21 protein-coding genes are annotated in these 20440 nt (G+C 57.0%); 17 read left to right on the forward strand and 4 right to left on the reverse strand.

Translation table 11 applies throughout. The annotated features are described in order from the left end of the window. Positions 1-92: 92 nt before the first annotated feature. A complete protein-coding gene (locus tag ACO06L_RS02005; protein WP_202346728.1) occupies positions 93-1109 on the reverse strand; it encodes a Fe(3+) ABC transporter substrate-binding protein in 1017 nt (338 codons plus the stop codon). Between the two features lie 188 nt (positions 1110-1297). Between ACO06L_RS02005 and ACO06L_RS02010 the strand changes: the two genes are divergently transcribed. The 3 genes from ACO06L_RS02010 (at position 1298) to ACO06L_RS02020 (ending at position 3727) form a co-directional block, all read left to right on the forward strand. Beyond that, positions 1298-1576, forward strand: a complete 279-nt coding sequence (locus tag ACO06L_RS02010; RefSeq protein ID WP_064226887.1) for a PilZ domain-containing protein — start codon at positions 1298-1300, stop codon at positions 1574-1576. A gap of 217 nt (positions 1577-1793) precedes the next feature. Continuing rightward, positions 1794-2243, forward strand: coding sequence for a hypothetical protein (locus tag ACO06L_RS02015; RefSeq protein ID WP_227715808.1), 450 nt, complete (start codon positions 1794-1796; stop codon positions 2241-2243). Between the two features lie 176 nt (positions 2244-2419). Beyond that, the gene (locus ACO06L_RS02020; RefSeq protein ID WP_202346726.1) at positions 2420-3727 is read left to right on the forward strand and encodes an HD-GYP domain-containing protein; all 1308 of its coding nucleotides are present in this window, start codon (positions 2420-2422) and stop codon (positions 3725-3727) included. On the opposite strand, the gene ACO06L_RS02025 is transcribed toward ACO06L_RS02020, so the two are convergent. Continuing rightward, positions 3717-4832 (reverse strand): organic solvent ABC transporter permease, encoded by a 1116-nt coding sequence (locus ACO06L_RS02025; protein WP_202346725.1) that lies wholly within the window; start codon positions 4830-4832, stop codon positions 3717-3719. The two genes, ACO06L_RS02020 and ACO06L_RS02025, sit on opposite strands and share 11 nt — an antisense overlap. Positions 4833-5092: 260 nt before the next feature. Here ACO06L_RS02025 and ACO06L_RS02030 point away from each other — a divergent pair, with 260 nt between their 5' ends. Genes ACO06L_RS02030 through queF form a run of 3 tightly spaced genes read left to right on the forward strand, consistent with a single transcriptional unit; the run spans position 5093 to position 7643 of the window. Beyond that, entirely contained in the window at positions 5093-6040 is a 948-nt protein-coding gene (locus ACO06L_RS02030; protein WP_202346724.1) for an ABC transporter ATP-binding protein, read from the forward strand. Further along, the gene (locus tag ACO06L_RS02035; protein WP_064226892.1) at positions 6037-6810 is read left to right on the forward strand and encodes an ABC transporter permease; all 774 of its coding nucleotides are present in this window, start codon (positions 6037-6039) and stop codon (positions 6808-6810) included. The genes ACO06L_RS02030 and ACO06L_RS02035 overlap by 4 nt, the downstream gene beginning before the upstream one ends. A 14-nt stretch (positions 6811-6824) precedes the next feature. Further along, complete coding sequence (gene queF / locus ACO06L_RS02040) at positions 6825-7643, forward strand: NADPH-dependent 7-cyano-7-deazaguanine reductase QueF (protein WP_421845225.1); 819 nt, start codon at positions 6825-6827, stop codon at positions 7641-7643. Positions 7644-7673: 30 nt separating this feature from the next. Here the strand turns inward: queF and ACO06L_RS02045 are convergent, their stop codons facing one another. Both ACO06L_RS02045 and ACO06L_RS02050 read right to left on the reverse strand, forming a co-directional pair. Continuing rightward, on the reverse strand, positions 7674-9017 hold the full coding sequence (locus tag ACO06L_RS02045) for an adenylate/guanylate cyclase domain-containing protein (RefSeq protein WP_227715828.1): 1344 nt from the start codon (positions 9015-9017) through the stop codon (positions 7674-7676). Positions 9018-9114: 97 nt separating this feature from the next. Beyond that, positions 9115-9426, reverse strand: coding sequence for an Mpo1-like protein (locus ACO06L_RS02050; RefSeq protein ID WP_064226895.1), 312 nt, complete (start codon positions 9424-9426; stop codon positions 9115-9117). Positions 9427-9592: 166 nt separating this feature from the next. Here ACO06L_RS02050 and ACO06L_RS02055 point away from each other — a divergent pair, with 166 nt between their 5' ends. The 11 genes from ACO06L_RS02055 to flgK all read left to right on the forward strand — a co-directional run bounded on the left by ACO06L_RS02055 (position 9593) and on the right by flgK (position 20437). Beyond that, the gene (locus ACO06L_RS02055; protein WP_202346721.1) at positions 9593-10144 is read left to right on the forward strand and encodes a nitroreductase family protein; all 552 of its coding nucleotides are present in this window, start codon (positions 9593-9595) and stop codon (positions 10142-10144) included. Positions 10145-10383: 239 nt separating this feature from the next. Then, positions 10384-10782 carry a flagellar basal body rod protein FlgB gene (gene flgB, locus ACO06L_RS02060; RefSeq protein ID WP_202346720.1) on the forward strand — a complete coding sequence of 133 codons (399 nt, stop codon included), beginning with the start codon at positions 10384-10386 and terminating at the stop codon, positions 10780-10782. Positions 10783-10816: 34 nt separating this feature from the next. Next, the gene (gene flgC, locus ACO06L_RS02065) at positions 10817-11266 is read left to right on the forward strand and encodes a flagellar basal body rod protein FlgC (RefSeq protein ID WP_008174287.1); all 450 of its coding nucleotides are present in this window, start codon (positions 10817-10819) and stop codon (positions 11264-11266) included. 18 nt (positions 11267-11284) lie between these two features. Then, positions 11285-11962 carry a flagellar hook assembly protein FlgD gene (locus tag ACO06L_RS02070; RefSeq protein ID WP_064226898.1) on the forward strand — a complete coding sequence of 226 codons (678 nt, stop codon included), beginning with the start codon at positions 11285-11287 and terminating at the stop codon, positions 11960-11962. Between the two features lie 27 nt (positions 11963-11989). Further along, entirely contained in the window at positions 11990-13891 is a 1902-nt protein-coding gene (locus ACO06L_RS02075; RefSeq protein WP_064226899.1) for a flagellar hook protein FlgE, read from the forward strand. Positions 13892-13967: 76 nt separating this feature from the next. Continuing rightward, complete coding sequence (locus ACO06L_RS02080) at positions 13968-14720, forward strand: flagellar basal body rod protein FlgF (protein WP_014576887.1); 753 nt, start codon at positions 13968-13970, stop codon at positions 14718-14720. Between the two features lie 82 nt (positions 14721-14802). Continuing rightward, positions 14803-15591, forward strand: coding sequence for a flagellar basal-body rod protein FlgG (gene flgG, locus ACO06L_RS02085; RefSeq protein WP_014576888.1), 789 nt, complete (start codon positions 14803-14805; stop codon positions 15589-15591). A gap of 19 nt (positions 15592-15610) precedes the next feature. Beyond that, positions 15611-16312: a flagellar basal body L-ring protein FlgH gene (flgH, locus tag ACO06L_RS02090; RefSeq protein WP_227715809.1), complete on the forward strand. Its 702-nt coding sequence runs from the start codon at positions 15611-15613 to the stop codon at positions 16310-16312. Continuing rightward, entirely contained in the window at positions 16309-17406 is a 1098-nt protein-coding gene (locus tag ACO06L_RS02095; RefSeq protein WP_202346719.1) for a flagellar basal body P-ring protein FlgI, read from the forward strand. Before flgH ends, ACO06L_RS02095 begins: the two co-directional genes overlap by 4 nt. Positions 17407-17414: 8 nt before the next feature. After that, a complete protein-coding gene (gene flgJ / locus ACO06L_RS02100; protein WP_202346718.1) occupies positions 17415-18401 on the forward strand; it encodes a flagellar assembly peptidoglycan hydrolase FlgJ in 987 nt (328 codons plus the stop codon). Between the two features lie 5 nt (positions 18402-18406). Next, positions 18407-20437 (forward strand): flagellar hook-associated protein FlgK, encoded by a 2031-nt coding sequence (flgK, locus tag ACO06L_RS02105; protein WP_202346717.1) that lies wholly within the window; start codon positions 18407-18409, stop codon positions 20435-20437. Positions 20438-20440: the final 3 nt, after the last annotated feature.

A 20440-nucleotide genomic window follows, 5' to 3' on the forward strand; every position in this document is an offset into this window, starting at 1 on the left:
TGATGCCTGCAATGACTGGCGTCACCCACGGATTGGGCAGTTGCCTGCCGAGTAGCGGGTGAGGGCAGCGAAGCCACCCTCACCACTTGCGATTACTCGCCGTCGTAATCGACGCGGTCAACCAGCTTGACTGCAGCATTGCGGTTGTTGGCAATTTCCTGCAGAGAAAGGTCGTCCGGGTTGATTTCACCCCACTCGGCAACCAGTCCGGAAGGCTGTACTTCCGGGTTTGCCGGGTATTCGGTGTTTGCCTCGGCATAGATGCGCTGGGCCTCCGGCGAGGACAGGAATTCCATCAGTTTGACGGCGTTCTCGCGGTTTGGCGCGCTCTTGGTCAGGGAAATGCCACTGATGTTCACGTGGGTTCCCCGGCCTTCGGCGTTCGGGAACACAAGGCGAACCTGCTCGGCGATCGGACGCTGGTTCTCATCCTGCAGCATGTTGCCGTAGTAGTAGCTGTTACCGATGGAGATGTCGCAGACGCCCTCGGCAATGGCTTTGATCTGGTCACGGTCGCCACCCTGGGGCTTGCGGGCCAGGTTGTCCTTCAGGCCTTCCAGCCACTTCTCGGTCTCGGCCTCACCGTGGTGGGCAATCATGGAGGAGAACAGGGCAATGTTGTACGGATGCTTGCCGCTGCGAGTACAGATCCGGTTGTCCCACTTGTCGTCTGCCAGTTGCTCGTAGGTGGTGATCTCGCCTTCCTCAACGCGCTCCTTGGAGGCGAAGATCAGACGGCCGCGGGTGGTCAGTGCAAACCATTTGCCGTCTGGGTGGCGAAGGTTCTCCGGAATGTTCTCTTCAAGGGTGTCGTTTTCCACGCCCTGGACCAGATCACGCTCTACCAGCTCGTTCAGGCGAGAAATATCAACGGTCATCACCACATCGGCCGGGCTGTTGCGGCCTTCACGTTCCAGGCGCTCTGCAAGGCCCTGTTTGGCGAATACTACATTGCTCTTGATGCCGGTTTCCTGCTCGAAAGCGTTCAGCAGGGGCTCAAGCAGGTATGCCTGACGGTAGGAGTAGATGTTGACCTCGCCGTCTGCGGAGGCGGCCATGGGCATGGCGGTAAGGGCGATTGCTGCGGTGGCAGCCAGTTTCATTCGCATAGTCCCATCCTTTTCAGGTGATTCCGTTAATGAGCTGCCTGCATTGAGATTTGCAGGCGTTTAAAAACGCCAACCATTCTCATTCCTATTAATTGTATAGTCAATATCTCCTTTGGCATATTTTTCTGAAAATGGTGTTATGCTTCGGAAGACTATAAAAACTATGCAAAAAGTAGTGGAATCCTCAGATGGTTGGGAACGATCGAAGAGAACACATGCGCACTGCCATGAGTGCGAAAGTAAAGGTGGTGCACGCGGAGCTGGGAGAATTCATATTCTCGACCCGCGATATTTCCGATGGCGGTGTTTTTATCGTTGTCGACACTGAGCCTTTTGCGCCAAACCTTGGCGACAAGGTCACCGTGCAGGTGCAGGGTCTGCCTGTTCCGGCGCCGGTGCTTGAAATGGTGGTCGTGCGTAAAACCAATGACGGGTATGGCCTCCAGTTTGATCAAAATGGTGACTGATAGGCGGATTCACGGCGCCTGCCATGGATAATGGCAGGGCTAACTCCACCGCCGTCAGGGATGTGCCAGTCAGATGATCTTTTCAGCCTTTTCCAGAGCTTACAAGCCAGTTATTGCAAGCCTGATGCTGTTGTTTACATCGGGCTGTGCCAGCTATTACTCACATTTTGCGATGTTTCCGGCGGAGAATTCATCAGGGGAACCAAGGCATGTGCGGATGTCCTGGCAGAGCGCTGAATACCCCGATTGGTGGTTCGCCGGTGATAAGGCAACCTCGGTAAAGCTGGAAACCCAGTGCAGCGACCGTGTCTGGCGGTTGCGCGACGGCAATGAGGCGGGGGGCTGTGGCACGGGCATTCGCGCCTGCGGCGAACCGGGCAAGGATCTTGTAGCAGGGACGGGCCAGCCGGCAACCGGCTCGACTCGATGCATGTCTATTAATCCGGCGGATCGGGAAGCCCTTATCGCCGAAGTGGACGGCAAACTGGAGCTGCTAGTTTCCTGTACCCCCGCGGCTGTCACCGAGGGTGAGGGCGATGATGCCGTGAACCTTGATTACCTGAGGGCCTCTTCAGTGCCCTACACCGTCTATGTCCGTAAGGCCCCGCGGGGCTCCATGCGTGCACGGTTGCCGGAGTTTGATGAATCCGTATGTGACGCAGAGTGACACTTTCTGACGTTGATATGTGACTCCCATCACGTTGCTACATTTTGTTTCCCATTGAAGATTAGCGTTACGCTTTGTCGCGTTTGGGTTACCTGGCGATACGATATTGTAATTGTGTCTTCCGGCGGTTCGGTCAGAATGGTAGCTATCGAAAAGTTTGTTGTGTGAGGTGGCCCGTGGGTGTCCAACAGAAAAAAGTCGCAGTACATGATCTGGAAGTGGGCATGTTCGTGTCTGATCTGGACCGGCCCTGGCACCAGACTCCCTTCCCGATCCAGGGTTTCCATATTCGCTCCCAGGATGACGTTCGCGCGCTGGTTTCCCACTGTAAGTGGGTCATGGTCGATGTGGCGGAAGCGCGGGAAGCAAAAGAGGTAAAAGGCGGTAGCAAGCCGGTTTTCGGCAAGACACTGAACAAGCGTGGCGGCGGGCGAGAGCAGCTTCAGTTGCCGCCACTGAGTATTCGGGAGCCGGTAGCCTACGAAACCGTCACCAGCCTTAAAAAGGAAATGAAAACGTCCAAACGCCTGCTGGACGATATGGAAGTGGCGCTGGATCAGCTTTTCGAGACCCTCCGTGCCGACGGCGTTCCGGATCTCCGGCCGATAGCGGCAATCACCAGTAAAATGGTAAGTAGCGTTGTTCGCCAGCCTGATGCGTTATTGTGGCTCAGTCGCACCCGTGCGCATGACAGCTATCTTTACCGCCATGCCTTGAACACATCGGTATGGGCCCTGGTTTGTGGTCGACATCTGGGTTTGAACGAAGGGCTTCTTAATCATCTTGGCCTGGGCTGTTTGCTGTCCCAGGTGGGCAAAACCACGCTGCCGCCTGAGTTGCTGGCCCGGGAAGGTCAGTTGAGCGCCGAGGAATACCTTACTTACCGTGGTTATGTTTCCCGTGGTGTTGCCATGCTGGAAAATACTGGGCTCTCACGTGCGGTGCTCAGTGTGGTTCAGGGGCATCGCGAGCGTCATAACGGTTCCGGCTTCCCGGAAGGTGTCCGGGGGGATCGCATTCCGTTGTTGGCGAAGGTGGCCGGCATTGCGGAATTTTTCGAATCTTTGATTGCGCCCCGCTCCCACACCGAGCCCATGACACCAGCGAAAGCGGTGACGCTGCTCTACGAGATGCGCAACATCGAATTCCAGGAAGACCTGGTGGAGAATTTTATCCAGGCGATTGGTATCTATCCCACTGGCAGCCTCGTGGAGCTGACCGACGGCCAGCGTGGCATCGTGGTTTCTCACTCGCCGGAACGCCGGCTCTGGCCCCGTGTCATGGTTATGACAGATGCCGCTTCCAGACCTTTGAAAACTGCCAAGATCATTGATCTGTCCCGGTACAACGAAGGCAAGGAAGCGGCGGAAACGGTGCGGATTCGTGAATGCCTGCCACATGGCACGGAAGGTCTGGATCCGTCCTACTATGATGTTACCGGTGTGGAGTCACGCTGGAGTCTGTCCCGCCTGATCAGCGGATAATCACACGCAGCTGTTTGCGAACCCACCGATAGGTATCCTCCGGACGGAAGCTGAGCAGAAGCTCGGATTCTCCGCCGGGGGGACCGGCGACAAAATACTCCACTTTTCCGCTCTGCCAGTCGGCTGAATTTATCTGGACATCCTGCGGGCGTGTGCTGATGGCTTCCAGCTCTGCCAGGGAGAGCCCGCCTCCGATCTTTCGAACCGCTACCTCCTTCAGGGCTGTATCAGTGGCCGGATGGCTGGCTACGTCTTCGTCCAGGAAATAACGGTTGGCAACGGTTGTACTGATGGCCTTGAGTTCCCGCGTGAGGTAGGTCTGGGCATCTTCCGAGTCGATATCTTCCATGGTGCGCACGGCATTTTCGATCCTGTCCTTTTTAGCCTGCAGGTCTTCACTGTATTCAATGTCCGGATCGCGATCCTCGTCATTTTCCGGCCTTGGAGGCGCATTATCGATCTCCTCCTGGGTTGGCGGCTCCTCACACAGTTCGTCGTCTTCGGGGTAAAAGCAGATTGCGGCGAGCAGCTGGTTGGCCGGGGACATGGGATCCGTTGCAGTGAACTCCGATTCGCTGACAGTGAAGTCAATGGGTGCTGTCAGGTCCGGAAGGGCGGCATTCAACTGCGCAATAACCCGGTCGCGAATATCGATACCTTCCCCTTCCGCGACATTCTGGCTCCAGTTCAGAAGCATCAGAAACCGGGACAGGTTCATCAGCGCCGTGTTTTCCAGAACCTGTTGCTCGGTAAGCGTATGGGTGCTCAGACCTTCATCATCCACCATCGGCGTCTGCAGCTCTGTGCGGGTGGTCTCGAAGAACTCGAGCAGTGTTACGTATTGCCGGGCCGGCACACCACTGACCAACGGCAGGTCCCCAACGCGGAAGGTCAGTGTTTCGCCGGGGTAGTAGCGGAACTCTCCTGCGGGGTTCGTGGTGCCCGATTGGCTCGCCGTCTGGTAGGAGAGGCCGTTAAAGCCGTTGAAATTAACCCGGCCGGCGCTGGTGTCGTCGCCGGAACCTCCGTCGTCATCCAGGCAGCCAGAGAGGGCGAGGGCGCCCAGCAGGGTAAACGTTAGTCGGATGCGGTGAACGGATCTCATGGTTGGTCGTACATTCCCTTCGATTCAGCGCGCCCGCACTCAGGGTGCGGCAGCCCCTTTTGTAAATTGTTGTAACCGCATTATAGGGGCGGGGTTTGCCTCATATCGGGATTCCTGTCGCAGTTTCCGTTATTGGCCAGGGTATACGTCCGGCTGATAAGGGCCTTGAAATCAGCGACTTTGTCACAATAAATAGCATTCTAAATTCTGGCGGGCGGCTGGGGCCGTTCATGCTGTTTTTCACCGAATCGGGATGATTTATGACCAATGCACTGGAAATTGAGGGCCTCACCAAGACCTACGGTGACGGGTTTCAGGCTCTCAAGGGGATTGATCTGCACGTCGCCGAGGGGGATTTCTTTGCCTTGTTGGGGCCTAACGGGGCTGGCAAATCGACTACCCTGGGCATCGTTTGCTCTCTGGTGAACAAGACAGCAGGCAAGGTTCGGGTGTTCGGGTATGACACCGATACTCACCTTTCCGATGCCAAGCTGACCCTTGGTGTGGTGCCCCAGGAGTTCAACTTCAACCAGTTCGAGAAAGTCTTTGATATTGTGACCACCCAGGCCGGCTACTACGGAATTCCGTTGAAGCAGGCTTCCGCGTCGGCCGAGAAGTACCTGAAAAAACTTGGTCTGTGGGACAAGCGGAACACCCCGGCCCGGATGCTGTCCGGCGGCATGAAGCGCCGTCTGATGATTGCCCGCGCCCTGGTCCACGAACCAAAACTGCTGATTCTGGACGAGCCCACCGCCGGTGTGGATATTGAACTCCGCCGTTCCATGTGGACCTTTCTGGAGGAGATGAATCGCCAGGGCACAACTATCATCCTGACGACCCATTACCTGGAGGAGGCGGAAGCCCTTTGCCGCAACATTGCCATTATCGACCATGGCAAGATCCTCAAGCACACCAGCAAGAAAGCACTGCTGCAGCAACTGAGCCTGGAGACTTTTGTGCTGGATACCGAGAAGACCCTCGACTCCGCGCCCGAGCTCAATGGTTTTCCGACACGCCTCGACGCGGAAGGAGCCCTTGAGGTGGAAGTGGAGAAAGGTCAGGGGCTCAACCAGGTGTTTGTGGAGCTTGAGCGGCTGGGCATAAAGGTAGTCAGCATGAGAACCAAGGCCAACCGTCTGGAGGAACTGTTCATTCGAATGGTTGAGGAGAACGCGGAATCCAGCAAGGCAGTGGAGGGTGCAGCATGACCCCACATGCCCTGTTCACCGCCTTCAGCACCATCGTTGTCCGGGAGATACGCCGGTTTACCCGTATCTGGGCTCAGACGCTGCTGCCGCCTGCTGTCACCATGACCCTGTATTTCATTATTTTCGGCAACCTGATCGGCTCCCGGATCGGCGAAATGGGCGGCTTCGACTATATGTCGTTTATTGTGCCCGGGCTGATCATGATGGCGGTAATCACCAGTTCCTATGCCAACGTGGTGTCGTCGTTTTTCTCCATGAAGTTCCAGCGCAGCATTGAGGAGCTATTGGTGTCCCCCGTACCTAACTGGGTCATCCTTGCCGGCTACGTGTGCGGAGGCATGGCCCGGGGCCTCGGTATCGGCCTGATTGTAACGCTGCTTTCACTGGCGTTTACCCGGTTGTCCATCCACAACCTGCCCATGATGATTCTGACGGTCTTTCTGACGTCTGCCCTGTTCGCACTGGGCGGTTTTATCAACGCCATGCTGGCAACCAAGTTTGATGACATCTCAATCGTGCCCACGTTCGTACTGACGCCGCTGACTTACCTGGGCGGAGTGTTCTATAGCATTGATCTGCTGCCCGGGTTCTGGCAGGGCGTATCCATGGCCAATCCCATCCTGTATATGGTTAATGGCTTCCGGTACGGGATTCTGGGTGTGTCAGACGTTAATCCGTTCGTTTCTCTTGGTATGATTCTGGTCTTCATCTCCGTGCTGGCATTCATTGCGCTCAGAATGCTCGAGCGTGGAAAAGGCATTCGCCACTGATCTCAGGAACACCTATGGCACTTAATGACGCGCCGCTTGGCAAAACAAGCGATTACCCGGACAGCTACGACCCGGGCCTGTTGTTCCCCGTGGCGAGGGAGGAAAACCGCCGACGCCTGGGGCTGGAAGATGGCCGCTGGCCCTGGTTTGGCGAGGACTTGTGGCAGGCCTGGGAAATCTCTTGGCTGAGGCCAAATGGCGTGCCGGACGTGGCCTGGGCGGAGATAGTCTTCCCGGCGGCCTCGCCTTCGATCATTGAGTCCAAATCGCTCAAGCTGTACCTCAACTCGCTCAACCAGACGGTTTACTCCTCCCGGGAGCAGGTCGCGGAAGTGATTACCCAGGATCTGTCCAGCGCTTGCGGTGGAGCGGTTCAGGTCAACCTGTTAAGCGTCGACGAATCCGGGGAGGCGATAGGCCGCCCTGAGGGTTTTGAGCTCATTGATGACGAGCCGCTGAGTGATGTGGTGTATGAGTATTCACCGGACTCCCTCAATGCCGGCAATGAGGTGGTGACTGAGCAGCTTTGTTCCCATCTCCTCAAGAGCAACTGTCCGGTGACGGGTCAACCAGACTGGGCCACCCTGCTGGTAAGTTATACTGGCCCGAAAATAGACCGGGCTGGCTTGTTGCGTTATGTCGTGAGCTTCCGGCAGAAACAGGATTTCCACGAGCATTGCGTGGAAACGGTGTTTACCGATCTGATGAGCCGATGCAACCCGGAGTCGCTAACAGTAGTTGCCCGATACACACGGCGGGGCGGGCTGGATATCAACCCCTGGCGAAGCACAGAAACCGGCAAGGATGCCGGGCCGCGACTGATACGTCAGTAATGCCGGTGGTCGTGAGCGCAGGGATGCGCCTCAGGAAACATCCTCTTCCCGTCGCAGACGGTCTGCGGCGTCTTCCAGGGCGATCAGAATGGCCTGGCGTTCCTTCTCGGTGATCTTGTCTGAATCCAGATACATGGCGAAGCCACTGTGCTCGTGCTCGAGGAAACTGCGGTTGGGACCCATGTCGCGCCGGAAATCCACCACCTCATAAATTGGCACCGGTTTGCCGAAGCCTTTCACGGTAATTTCGCCCTTGTCCCGGCACATGATCTTGTCCTTGATCAGCGAGAAGGTCTCGTAGGACACCAGGATTTCACCCGGTTCCGCCAGGGATTCAAGCCGGCTCGCAAGATTTACTTCCTTGCCGATGATGGTGTAATCCATCCGGTTTTCCGCACCGAAGTTGCCGACGGTTGTGTAACCGGTGCTGATCCCCATTCGAATTTCAAGCGGGGTCTTGATGCCCTGGCTGCGCCATTTCTGGCGCATGATTTTCATGTGCTTGCGCATCTCGATGGCCATGGAGACACAGGCAAAGGCGTCCTCGCGCTGGCCCCGGCTGGTGGGGTCGCCAAAGAACACCATGATGGAATCGCCAACGAACTTGTCGATGGTACCGCCATACTTCAGGGCAACTTCCGACATCTCGTTGAAGTAGTGATTCAGTAGCTCGGTCAGGGCCTCGGGTTCCATTTCCTCGGACAGTTCGGTGAAGCCCTTGATGTCCGAAAAGAACACCGCCAGTTTCTTGCGCTGGGTTTCCAACCGCACATCCCGCTCGCCAGTAAAGATGGACTGCCAAACCTGAGGCGAGAGGTATTTGGAAAGCTTGTGGGAGAGTGCGATGGACTGCTCCCGCTGGTTCTGGATCTGGGTTTTTGCCAGCATCAGCGCACGTGCCTGTTGGTGGGAATAATAGGCGGTGACGCAAATATATATGCCGGTTGAGAGAATCGACACAATGCTGGTGAGCAGGGGCGAATGTGGCCCGTCTGCCGGGCCGAGGATAGCGACAGAGCCAGCAATGGCGGCGGCCATGAAAACGGTGCCCATAAGCCACTGGCGGATGCCCCCGACAATCAGGCAGCTGAACATCAGCATCAGGGCGACTGCCAGGGATGGGATGACGATCAGCCCGATGCAGCCAATAAACGCGCCGCCAACAACGCAATCAAAAATCAGCATCTTCTGGCGAATGCGTGGGGAATTTCTCAGGAACGTTCGGCGGGTGAGGGCGTGGGCGATATGTGGCCAGGTCAGGGCACCGGCCACAAGCCAGAGGAGCCATTGGGGAAATGCACCCTGCAGAACACCGGTTACGATAATGGCGGCGGTTGAGGTATAGGCCAGAACCCGGCCGTTGTAATCGGGCATTGGGGGAATCGCAATCGGGTTGCCTGACGCCTCGGACGCCAGGGACCTGCCAGCTGAGCTGCTGGCGCTGCGAAGGTCTGCCGGGGCGCTCATCATTTCAGAAACGGATCCTGCCAATGAGCATGTCACGGAACATGACCCAGTCGCCCATCAGGCTGTACAGTGGGTACTTGAAGGTGGCAGGGCGGTTCTTCTCAAACTTGAAATGACCCACCCAGGCAAAACCATAGCCGATGACCGGCAAGGCCAGAAGCCACAAAAGCTTGCCTGTAGTCAGTGCCCACAAGGCCACGATCAGAACCAGCAGGCTGCCGGCAAAGTGCAGACGGCGACAGGTAACGTCGCTGTGCTCTTCAAGGTAGTAAGGATAGAATTCGGAAAAGTTGTTGAAGGTTTGCTGGTTGCTCATTGTGTTGCCACTCACCGTTGTACGACCGCGTCATTTATAATTGTTGGTAGACCCGACTACGACTAAAGGTTAACAGCATTACGTACAAGCCACAATTCACGGCAGGGAATTGTATTCGTACCTATTTTTCCAACTCATCAGAATAGCGATCAGACAGCGAGCAGATATGACAGCAGTTACCGATTTTCTCCTCAATCGTTCGTCAGAACCCAGGCTGGAGTCGCCGGCGCCGGACCCGACAACCCTCGACCGGGCTTTTGCCTGTGCCGCCCGCGCGCCTGATCACGCGCTGCTGAGGCCCTGGCGCTACCTGGTCGTGGAGGGCGAAGGACTGGAAGCCCTGGGCGAACTGTTTGCCTCTACCTGTGCCAACAACAGCGACGAGAAAGAGATCGAGAAGCTCAGGCGTGCCCCTCTTCGCGCGCCGATGGTGATTGTCGGTATCGCGTCGCCGAAAACGCATCCGAAGGTACCTGAAATCGAGCAGGTGATGTCGGCCGCAGCCGGCATGAGTTTTATTGAGATTGCCCTGCAGGACGCCGGGTACGGCGTTATGTGGAGAACGGGCGGTGTTGCGTACCATTCTTCTGTTCACGCCGGGCTGGGACTGGAAGAGCATGAGCTGATCGTCGGCTTTCTCTACACCGGAACAGTCTCCGCTTCCAAGCCGGCTGTTCCCCGGCCGGGAGTTGATGAGTTCGTGCGTCATTGGCCCTGATCTTTTGATCGAACGCCCCCGGTCCGCGCCGGGGGAAGCAGCTTGCCGCTTTTTCCTGCCCTTTCCTTACTCGCTTTGCCCTGACCGTTAATGCACCACTGGTCAGGGCCCGCCAATACTCGCTTTCCTGACAAATTCACACCACACCTGAATTCTGGCATCCAGCTTGCTTTAGTCCTGTCAAAGAGCACAGCCGGCAAAAACAGGTCGGCATACTGGTGCAGTTTTCGGGAGGCAACATGGCAATTACGTTCGATTCGGCTCTGGGCATTCACCAACACGCGGTTGAAGCGCGGGTTAAACGTGCCGAAGTTCTGGCAAACAACCTGGCGAACGCTGATACCCCGGGATTCAAAGCCCGCGACCTGGATTTTCAGGCGATGATGCAGAGGGCCCAGGAGCAGGTCAGCGGATTCCAGATGGCCAAAACGCATGATGCGCACATGGATACCTCCCTCTCGGCCTCGGAAAGCGATCTGATGTATCGGGTACCTCACCAGCCGTCGGTTGACGGCAATACCGTGGACGCCCAGCAGGAGCAGACCCGCTTCATGCGCAACGCCATGGATTTCCAGGCCAGTTTCCAGTTTCTGAACAGCAAGTTCAGCGGTTTGACCAAAGCCATTAAAGGCGAGTAAGCCGCAGTCACAGGGTTAGCGAAGGAGAGTTTTCATGTCACTTGGCAGCATTTTTGATATCGCCGGTTCCGGCATGACCGCGCAATCACTGCGGCTGAACACAACCGCGTCCAACATCGCCAATGCGGAGACAGCGAGCTCCAGCACCGGCGAAACCTATCGGGCCAGAAAGCCGGTTTTCTCGGCCATTCAGCAGTCCCTGATGAATCCGGGGCAGGGCGGTTTGCCGATGGCGGCCGATGAGGGCCCGGGTGCCGGTGTCAGGGTGGAAGGTATCGTTGAAAGCGATGCGGAGCTGCAGATGCGTTACGAGCCACATCATCCGGCGGCCAACGAGGACGGTTACGTCTACTACCCCAATGTGAATGTGGTTGAAGAGATGGCGGACATGATGTCGTCGTCCAGAAGTTTCCAGATGAATGTGGATGTCATGAATACAGCCAAGTCCATGATGCAGCGCATTCTGACTCTCGGTCAGCAGTAACAGGGTGAGGAGCACAACATGACTGCAGTAAATGCAACAGACGCGTCGGATGTTCTGAGCCAGTACCAGCTGAAGCAACAGAATGGCGGCCAGGGCACCAGCGAGCTGGGCCGGAATGAGTTCATGGAACTGATGCTGGCGCAGTTGAAAAATCAGAATCCGTTGGAGCCACAGGACAACGGCGAATTTATTTCCCAGCTGGCGCAGTTCAGCTCGCTGGAGGAGATGCAGAATCTCTCCGGAACGGTTGAGGATGTGGTCGGGCAGTTCCGATCCACCCAGGCGCTCCAGGCCTCGGCCATGGTGGGTAAAACCGTACTTGCGCCCTCACAGATCGGGATCCTGGGTGCCGAAGGTGAGATTACCGGAACCATTGAAGTGCCTGCCTCTACGGGCGGCCTGCGCCTGTCTATCGAAGGACAGAATGGTGAGCGGGTGCGGCAGATTGATATGGGCAGCAGCCAGGCAGGTGTTGTGTCCTTCCGCTGGGACGGCCAGGACGGTAACGGCAATCCCTTGCCGCCGGGCCCCTACCGCATTGTGGCCGAGGCTTCCTATCCGGATGGGCCCCAGCAGCTGGGCACGATGGTGAGCGCCAATGTGGACAGCGTATCCCTGGGCCAGGGCGGCTCGATAACCCTGAATCTTGCGGGCATGGGCTCCATTGCCCTGTCTGATGTGAAACAAATTAACTGAGACCGGTGAAACACCAAGGGGTGAACCATGGCATTTAATACAGGTTTGAGCGGCCTTCGTGCGGCATCGGTGGATCTGGACGTCACCGGCAACAACATTGCGAACGCCAGTACTGTTGGCTTCAAGGGCAGCAAGGCCCAGTTTGGCGACCTCTACGCCAGCGGCTTCCTGAGCGCAGGCACCAACCCGATCGGTGACGGTGTAAGGGTTCAGGATGTAAAGCAGTCCTTTGGCCAGGGCAATATCAGCTTCACTGACAACGGCCTGGACATGGCGATCAGTGGCGATGGCTTCTTTATTCTTAACAACGGTGGCGAGATTCGCTACTCCCGGGCGGGGCAGTTTGGTATTGATAAGGAAGGCTATGTAACGAATAACCAGAACATGCGGGTGCAGGGCTATACCGCAGACGAAGACGGCAATCTATCCGGGATTCGCGGGGATCTTCAGATTGAGACGGATAACCTGGCGCCGCGTCGCACGACCAATCTGGATTCCGACCTGAACCTGGACTCAAGAGAGTCTGTTCTGGAAACCCGCGTGAGAGATATCGGGCCGTTGACGCTTGCGTCGATTCAGGGTGAGAGCTTTGATGTGCAGTATTCGGACGGCTCGCCGGACTTCAACGTGGCTATTGACCCCACCGCGAGCGCCCGTGAGGCGGCTTCCACCATCAACGATGCCTCTGGATTAAGTGCCTCTGCCACAACAACGGCGACGTTTGACGGTACACCGGCTCTTGATGATGCTTTCATTACCGGAGCCAGTTCTTTCTCCTTCAGTCTCGATATTAATGGTTCGCCGTTGACACTGGATACCTCCAACATCAATTCGCTTCAGGATCTGGTGGATTCCATCAACAATTCCTCTGAAACCGCAATTTCGGCATCTCTAGTGGACGATGGGTCTGGTAGTAATGATGTCCTGCGCGTAATTCATAATCAGGGTGAAACACTGGATTACACCTTTGCAGATGGAAATGGAAACGGCGATACGGGCACCGTTGAGGGAGATATAAATGTTACCGCTGACCGAACGGTAGCTGGCATTACATCAACTACTGCCGATAATGATTTTGAGGTAGCCTTCAACGCGTCTCCGATTCGCGTTACCAACCAATTCAATCCTCTGGATCAGCGCACCTATAACCACGCCACATCCACCACGGTTTACGACAGCCTGGGTAACTCTCATGAACTGACACAGTTCTTCGTGAAAAACCCGTCTCCGGGTAATGGTGTTGGGGTGAGTGAGTGGTCGGTCTATGCCCAGATTGATGGCGAATTTGTGGGCGGAACCGACGTGACACCGTATACGGCCCGGTTTGACCAGGACGGTGCTTTACAGTCTATTGATGGCGACCCAAGCGGTGAAATTCTGATCGACGACTGGATTCCAAAGGATGATGCCGGTCAGCCCAATGGCGCGGACGGACCTCCTGCAGCCGGCGAGACGGTGGTGACGCCGATTCCCGAGCCGCCAACAACCTCGGCTTTTGTAATAAATCTGAGCGGTACAACCCAGTACGGTGCGGCATTCGGGGTAAATGACCAGCAGCAAAATGGTTATACCACCGGTCGCCTTTCCGGACTTGACGTATCGGATCAGGGGGTATTGTTCGCCCGTTACACAAACGGCCAATCCCAGGCATTGGGTCAGGTAGCGTTGGCATCGTTCAATAACACCAATGGGCTGTCGCCGGTAGGGGACACCTCCTGGGTCGAAACCTTCGAATCCGGCCAACCAATCATCGGTGCTCCCGATACTGGAACCCTTGGATCGATCAAGGCCAGCTCGGTGGAAGAGTCCAACGTGGATCTGTCCGCGGAACTGGTCAACCTGATCATTGCCCAGCGAAACTATCAGGCCAACGCCAAGACCATTGAAACCTCCGATGCGGTCACCCAGACCATCATCAACCTCCGTTAATATCGCGACCTAGAGAACATGGCATGACTCCTGCAGGAAGACTGGAAACAGTCAAAATTCCGGCAGGAGTTTTCCCATGGACAAAGCCCTCTATATCGGCATGTCTGGCGCCAAGCAGAACATGCTGGCCCAGCAGGCCCATGCCAATAACCTGGCGAACGTCAGTACCACCGGCTTCAAGAAAGATTTCGCCCAGGCCCGCAGCATGCCTGTCTACGGGGAGCACCACCCGACTCGCGCCTATGCCATGACAGAAAGACCCGGCACGGACCTTTCCGCCGGTGCGCTGATGGAAACCGGGCGCAAACTGGATGTGGCGGTTGAAGGCGAGGGATGGCTTGCCATTCAAAACGATCAGGGCGAGGAAGTCTTCACCCGCAGTGGCAGTCTCCAGGTCGATGTCAACGGCCTGGTGCGCCTGGCCAACGGTGAACTGGTGCTCGGCAACGGTGGGCCGGTGGCGCTCCCGCCTTTTGACAACGTCGAGATTGGCGCCGATGGCACCGTCTCAATTGTTCCTGTGGGTGGACCACCGGACCAGCTGGTTGAAGTGGACCGGCTGAAACTGGTCAGCCCGCCGCCGGAAGCCCTGGAGAAAGGCCTGGACGGACACATGCGCCGCAAGCCGGATCAGGCTCTGGATGGCCCCGAGCCACCGGATGCAAACCAGCGGGTTGCCTCCGGGTTCCTTGAGAGCTCCAACGTGAATGCGGTGGAAGAGATGATCTCGAACCTTCAGCTGTCCCGGCAATACGAGATGCAGGTGAAGGTAATGACCACCGCCAACGAGAATTCCGAAGCAACGGCACGGCTGTTGCAGAACCTTTAAGTAACGACTGAACACATTGGCCTGGCGGGCCTGAAGCGGCAAAAAATGGCCGCCTGACTGCCCCCGGCAAGGAGTAAGCAGCATGCATCCAGCACTTTGGGTCAGCAAGACCGGGTTGAGCGCTCAGGACACCAACATGTCCACCATTTCCAACAACCTGGCGAACGTCAACACCACTGGCTTCAAGCGGGACAGGGCCGTGTTTCAGGACCTTCTGTACCAGATCAACCGGCAACCCGGCGGTCTGACAACCCAGAACTCCGAATTACCTTCCGGCCTGCAGCTGGGTACCGGTGTGCGGGTTGTCGGTACCGCCAAGCAATTCTCCCAGGGCAACCTGCAGATTACCGAGCAGCCCCTGGATATGGCCATCAATGGCCGCGGCTTCCTGCAGGTTCAGTTGCCGGATGGCCAGATTGCCTACACCCGGGATGGCCAGTTCCAGCTCAATGCTGACGGTGATGTGGTCAACCCGGATGGCTACCCGTTGGAACCAGCCATCAACGTGCCGGAGAACGCCACCAATATCACTATTGGCAAAGACGGCACTGTGACGGCAGTAACGGATGATCAGGCGGCACCGGTAAACCTGGGCCAGATTACGCTGGTGGATTTTATCAACCCCCAGGGCCTGCAGGCCATCGGCAACAACCTGTTCAAGGCGACCAACGCCAGTGGCGATCCTGCGGAAGGTGAACCCGGGCTGGCCGGGCTTGGCAGTATCGAGCAGGGCTCCGTGGAGTCCTCCAACGTTGAGGTGGTTGAGGAGCTGGTGAACATGATTACCACTCAGCGGGCCTACGAGATGAACTCGAAAGTGGTCTCCACAACCGACCAGATGCTCCAGTTCATTACTCAAAACATTGGCTAACGCCGCCAGAGGTGACGTCATGAAATTGATGACATCAAACCGGACAACCCGAGGTGCCAGCACACTGGCGACTGTGGTGGTTCTCATTGTGTTGCAGGGGTGCACGGCCATGAGCCGGCCCCGGGCAATTCCGGATGACCCCGAGTATGCACCGGTTCGCCCTCAGGCCATGATGCAGCGGGACAGTGCGTCGGGTTCGATTTACCAGGTCTCCCGGAACTACAACTTCTACGGCGATACCGTAGCGTTGAACGTGGGTGACGTGCTCACAGTCATTCTTGAAGAATCTACCCGAGCCAGCAAGAACGCAGAAACCAGCATCACCAAGGACAATGAGGTAACGCTGCCAGAGCCGACCATCCTGGGTAAGAGCAATTTCGGAATTAATACCTCCCTGAATCACGAACGTGATTTCGAGGGCAGCGCTGAAGCAGATCAAAGCAACAGTCTGGCCGGCAGTATCACCGTCACCGTGACAGAGGTGTTGCCAAACGGTGTTTTGAGGATTCGCGGGGAAAAATGGCTTTCGTTGACCAATGGTGATGAATACATCCGCCTGACGGGTCTGGTTCGCCCCCAGGATATCCAGCCTGATAACACGGTGGCGTCCAATCGCATTGCTGATGCCCGGTTCGCTTATGGCGGCACCGGTGATTTTGACCAGGCAAACCAGATGGGGTGGCTGGCACGCTTCTTTAATAGCGAGTGGTGGCCACTATGACCTTACGCCGTTTAATTGTCTGGGTACTTGCCCTGGCTGTTGTTTCGGCCCCGGTAATGGCGGACCGCCTGAAGGATCTGTCCCGGATCAAGGGTGTCCGCAACAACCAACTGGTGGGATATGGCCTGGTGGTTGGTCTTGATGGAACCGGTGACAAGGCACCGTTTACCAATCAGACCTTCAGGAACATGATGAATCAGTTTGGCGTGACCCTTCCGGAAGGTGTCAATCCGAACCTTGCCAACGTTGCTGCTGTAACGGTGAGTGCGACATTACCGCCCTTCGCAAAAGCTGGCCAGGAAATCGACATCACCGTCTCGTCCATCGGCAACGCAGACAGCCTGCGTGGCGGCACCCTTCTGATGACACCGCTGAAGGGCGCGGACAACAATGTTTATGCCATGGCTCAGGGGAGTCTGGTGGTTGGTGGCTTCGGGGCCCAGGGGCAGGACGGGTCCAGAATTACCGTGAATGTTCCCAGTGTTGGTCGCATTCCTAATGGGGCTACGATTGAGCGCGAGGTAGCTTCGCCGTTCACTGAGGGCGACACCATTACCTTCCATCTGCTGCGCCCGGATTTCACAACGGCACGTCGGGTGGTGGAAGCCGTGAACGACCGGCTGGGACCGGACATGGCCTACGCCCACGATGCCACGTCGGTTTCTGTGCGAGCACCCCGGGATCCGTCCCAGCGGGTTAGCTTTCTGTCGATCCTCGAGAACATCGAAGTGGATCCGGCCGAGGATGCTGCAAAAGTGGTGATCAACAGCCGTACCGGCACCATTGTGGTTGGCCAGAATGTTCAGGTCAGCCCGGCAGCCGTTACCCACGGCAACCTGACAGTCACCATTCAGGAAAACCCCAATGTGGAGCAGCCGAACCCCTTTGCCGGTGGTGACACCGCCATTGAGCAGGATTCCCAGATTGCCATTACCGAGGAGCCAGCTCGGATGTTCAAGTTCGGCCCCGCCGTCACACTGAACGAGATCGTGCAGGCCGTAAACCAGGTGGGCGCTGCACCCGGCGACGTTATGGCGGTACTCGAAGCCCTGAAACAGGCCGGTGCACTGCGCGCCGAGCTGATTGTTATCTAGGTGGCGTGATGCAGGACTACAAGGTTCAACAGGCCCAGGTTTACACCGATTTCAACGGTCTCAATGCGTTGAAGGCCCAGGCTCGCACTGACAAAGAGTCAGCCCTGCGTGAGGTGGCGCGCCAGTTCGAGAGCCTGTTCCTGTCTGAAATGCTGAAGTCCATGCGCAAGGCCGGCGACGTCTTCTCCGAGGGCAACTACCTGAAGAGCAATCAGTCCGAGCTATACCGGGATATGTTCGATAGCCAGATGAGTCTGACCATGGCGGGAGGCAAGGGCAGTGGTCTTGCCGAGGCACTCGTACGCCAATTGAGCAAACAGATCCCGGGCATGAACGATGAAGGTGGCAGGCTCGCTGGCCACAAGGCAAGTCTTGCGGATTATGATCGAAGCCTGCCCGCCCTCAATGCCCGATTACCAGAGCAGGTGCAGAAGGTGAATTCTGTGGCAGAGGAAGCGCCTTTGGCAGTGACCGCGACCCCGCAGAATTTGCCGCACCAGTTTGAATCTCCGGAGCACTTCGTCACCGAGCTGCTGCCGGTGGCCGAGCGAATTGCACGCGATTCGGGCATTGATCCGAAACTCATGGTGGCCCAGGCCGCCCTGGAAACCGGCTGGGGCCGGCACATGATTCGTGGGGAGCAGGGTGAACCCAGTTTCAACCTGTTCGGCATCAAGGCAGATAGCCGCTGGCAGGGCGACGCGGTATCCATCACCACCACGGAATACCGGGAAGGGCTGCCAATGAAGGAGCAGGCCAGCTTCCGGGCCTACCGGGATTACGAATCCAGCTTCCGTGATTATGTCTCGTTCCTGGAATCCAATCCCCGATACCGGGAGGTGCTGTCAGTAGCAGACCAGCCTGAAGTCTTTGCAGAGAAACTCCAGGAAGCCGGCTACGCCACCGACCCCAACTACGGCAGCAAGATCCGCCAGATCATGAACCGTGACTCACTGATGACACTGTCCATGGGCAGTGACGGGATGAAGGAGTAAACCTTATGGCAGGGCTGATAGGCATTGGTCTGACCGGCATCCTTAGTCATCAGGCTGCGCTGAATACTACAGGCAACAATATAACCAACGCCAACACGCCTGGTTACAGTCGCCAGGAAGTGCTGTTTGAAACCCAGGAAGGCCAGCGCACTGGCGCCGGCACCATTGGCAGCGGCGTGAACGTTGCAGACATTCGGCGCCTGGCCAATGAATATCTGGTTCAGCAGGTGCGGGAAGACAGCACGCTGTACGGCGAGCAACAGGCCCTCAACTCGGAGCTTTCCAGGCTTGATAACCTCCTGGGCGGCGAAACCACGGGCCTTAGTAATGCCCTGAACAATTTCTTTGCCAGCCTTCAGAACGCAGCCGAGGATCCGACGTCTCTGCCACAGCGTCAGCTGGTTCTGAGCGAGGCGCAACAGGTTGTTAACCGGTTCCAGGCCCTTAACCAGGAATTCATTCAGCAGCGGGAATCCATCAAGACCCAGATGCAGCAGGGCGTGAAGGATGCTAACACCCTGCTCAAAAGCATTGCGGAACTGAACCTGGCGATTTCTGAATCACCCGGCATTGCCCAGGGGCAAATGCCTAACGAACTGCTGGACAAGCGGGACGAGAAACTGCGTCAGCTTTCCGAGCTGGTCAGCATCAAAGTAACTCCGACCGACGGCAGCCAGGTCAACGTGTCACTGTCGAATGGCCTTTCCCTGGTGGTAGGCAGCAATGCGTCGACTCTTGGTACCCGGGAAAACGCCGAGGACCCGACCCGTTTGGAATTCACCCTGAACAACGGTGGCCGAACACTCAATATTGATGAGCAGATAACCGGCGGCAAGCTGGGGGGGCTTCTGCGTTTCGATACCGAAGGTCTGAAGCCGGCTTTCGATGAGCTTGGCAGAATTGCTATTGCCCTGTCCGACACCATGAACCACCAGCATGAAATCGGGATGGACCTGGAGGGCGAGCTTGGTGGCCTGTTTTTTACCGATATCAATTCGCTCGAGGCACAACGCAGCCGGGTGGTCCCTAACGGGAATAACGCGCCTTCCACCACCGGCCAGCTGGCCGTGGAAATAACCGACAGCTCTGCGCTTCCTGCAGGACGCTGGACCCTGCAGTTCAGTGGCGACGGCCGGAGCTACGAGTTGATTGACCAGGCCACAGGCAAGACGGTGAACCAGGGGCGCTTGCCGGATCCTGCGCAGTCTGAGATCAGCATGCCGGGCTTCAACATCCGCGTTGAAGGCGGCACCTTCAACGCCGGCGACAAGTACCTGATTCAGCCCAGTCGAAATGCTGCTGAAAGCATCGGTCTGGTGGTTAATCGGGAAGAGGATCTGGCCTTTGCCAGCCCGGTTCGTGCGACGACCGGAGACGGCAACATCGGAACCGGCAAGATCGACCAGGGCACCATGTTGAACGTGAGGAATCCGTTCACCAATTCCTTGTTGCCCGCTTTCCAGTCGTCCGGTCAGCTGGCGAATGGCCCGATAACCGTGGAATTTGATGATCCGGGTACCGGCCTGGTGTTCACCGTGACGGACGGCAGTGGCAACCCGATAGGTCCGGCCAATAGGCCATACACTCCAGGCGTTGCCAATGAACTGTTTAGCGATAATCCGGCCGATGGTGCCGAGTATCAGGGCTTTCAGTTCACGATAACCGGTCAGCCGGCCGACGGTGACACCTTCGAGATCAATTACAACTCCAACGGCGTTTCCGACAATCGGAACGCGGAATTGCTGGCCGCCCTGGGCACTGCCAATACCCTGAACGGCGGCAGCCAGAATTTTTCCGAAGGTTATGCGGGGCTTGTTGAAGATATCGGTGTTAAAACGCGCCAGAGTCAACTGGATGTGGATGCCGGAAAAACCCTTCTGGAGCAATCAACCAACCAGCGGGAATCGGTATCTGGTGTCAACCTGGATGAGGAAGCCGGCCGCCTGATCCAGTATCAGGCCGCATACAACGCCTCGGCCCAGGTGATGTCGGTGGCTCAGGACCTGTTCAATACCCTGTTGCAGAGTTTCCGGTAACGG

The sequence above is a fragment of the Marinobacter sp. genome, from assembly GCF_965229985.1.
In the GTDB taxonomy this organism is placed as follows: domain Bacteria; phylum Pseudomonadota; class Gammaproteobacteria; order Pseudomonadales; family Oleiphilaceae; genus Marinobacter.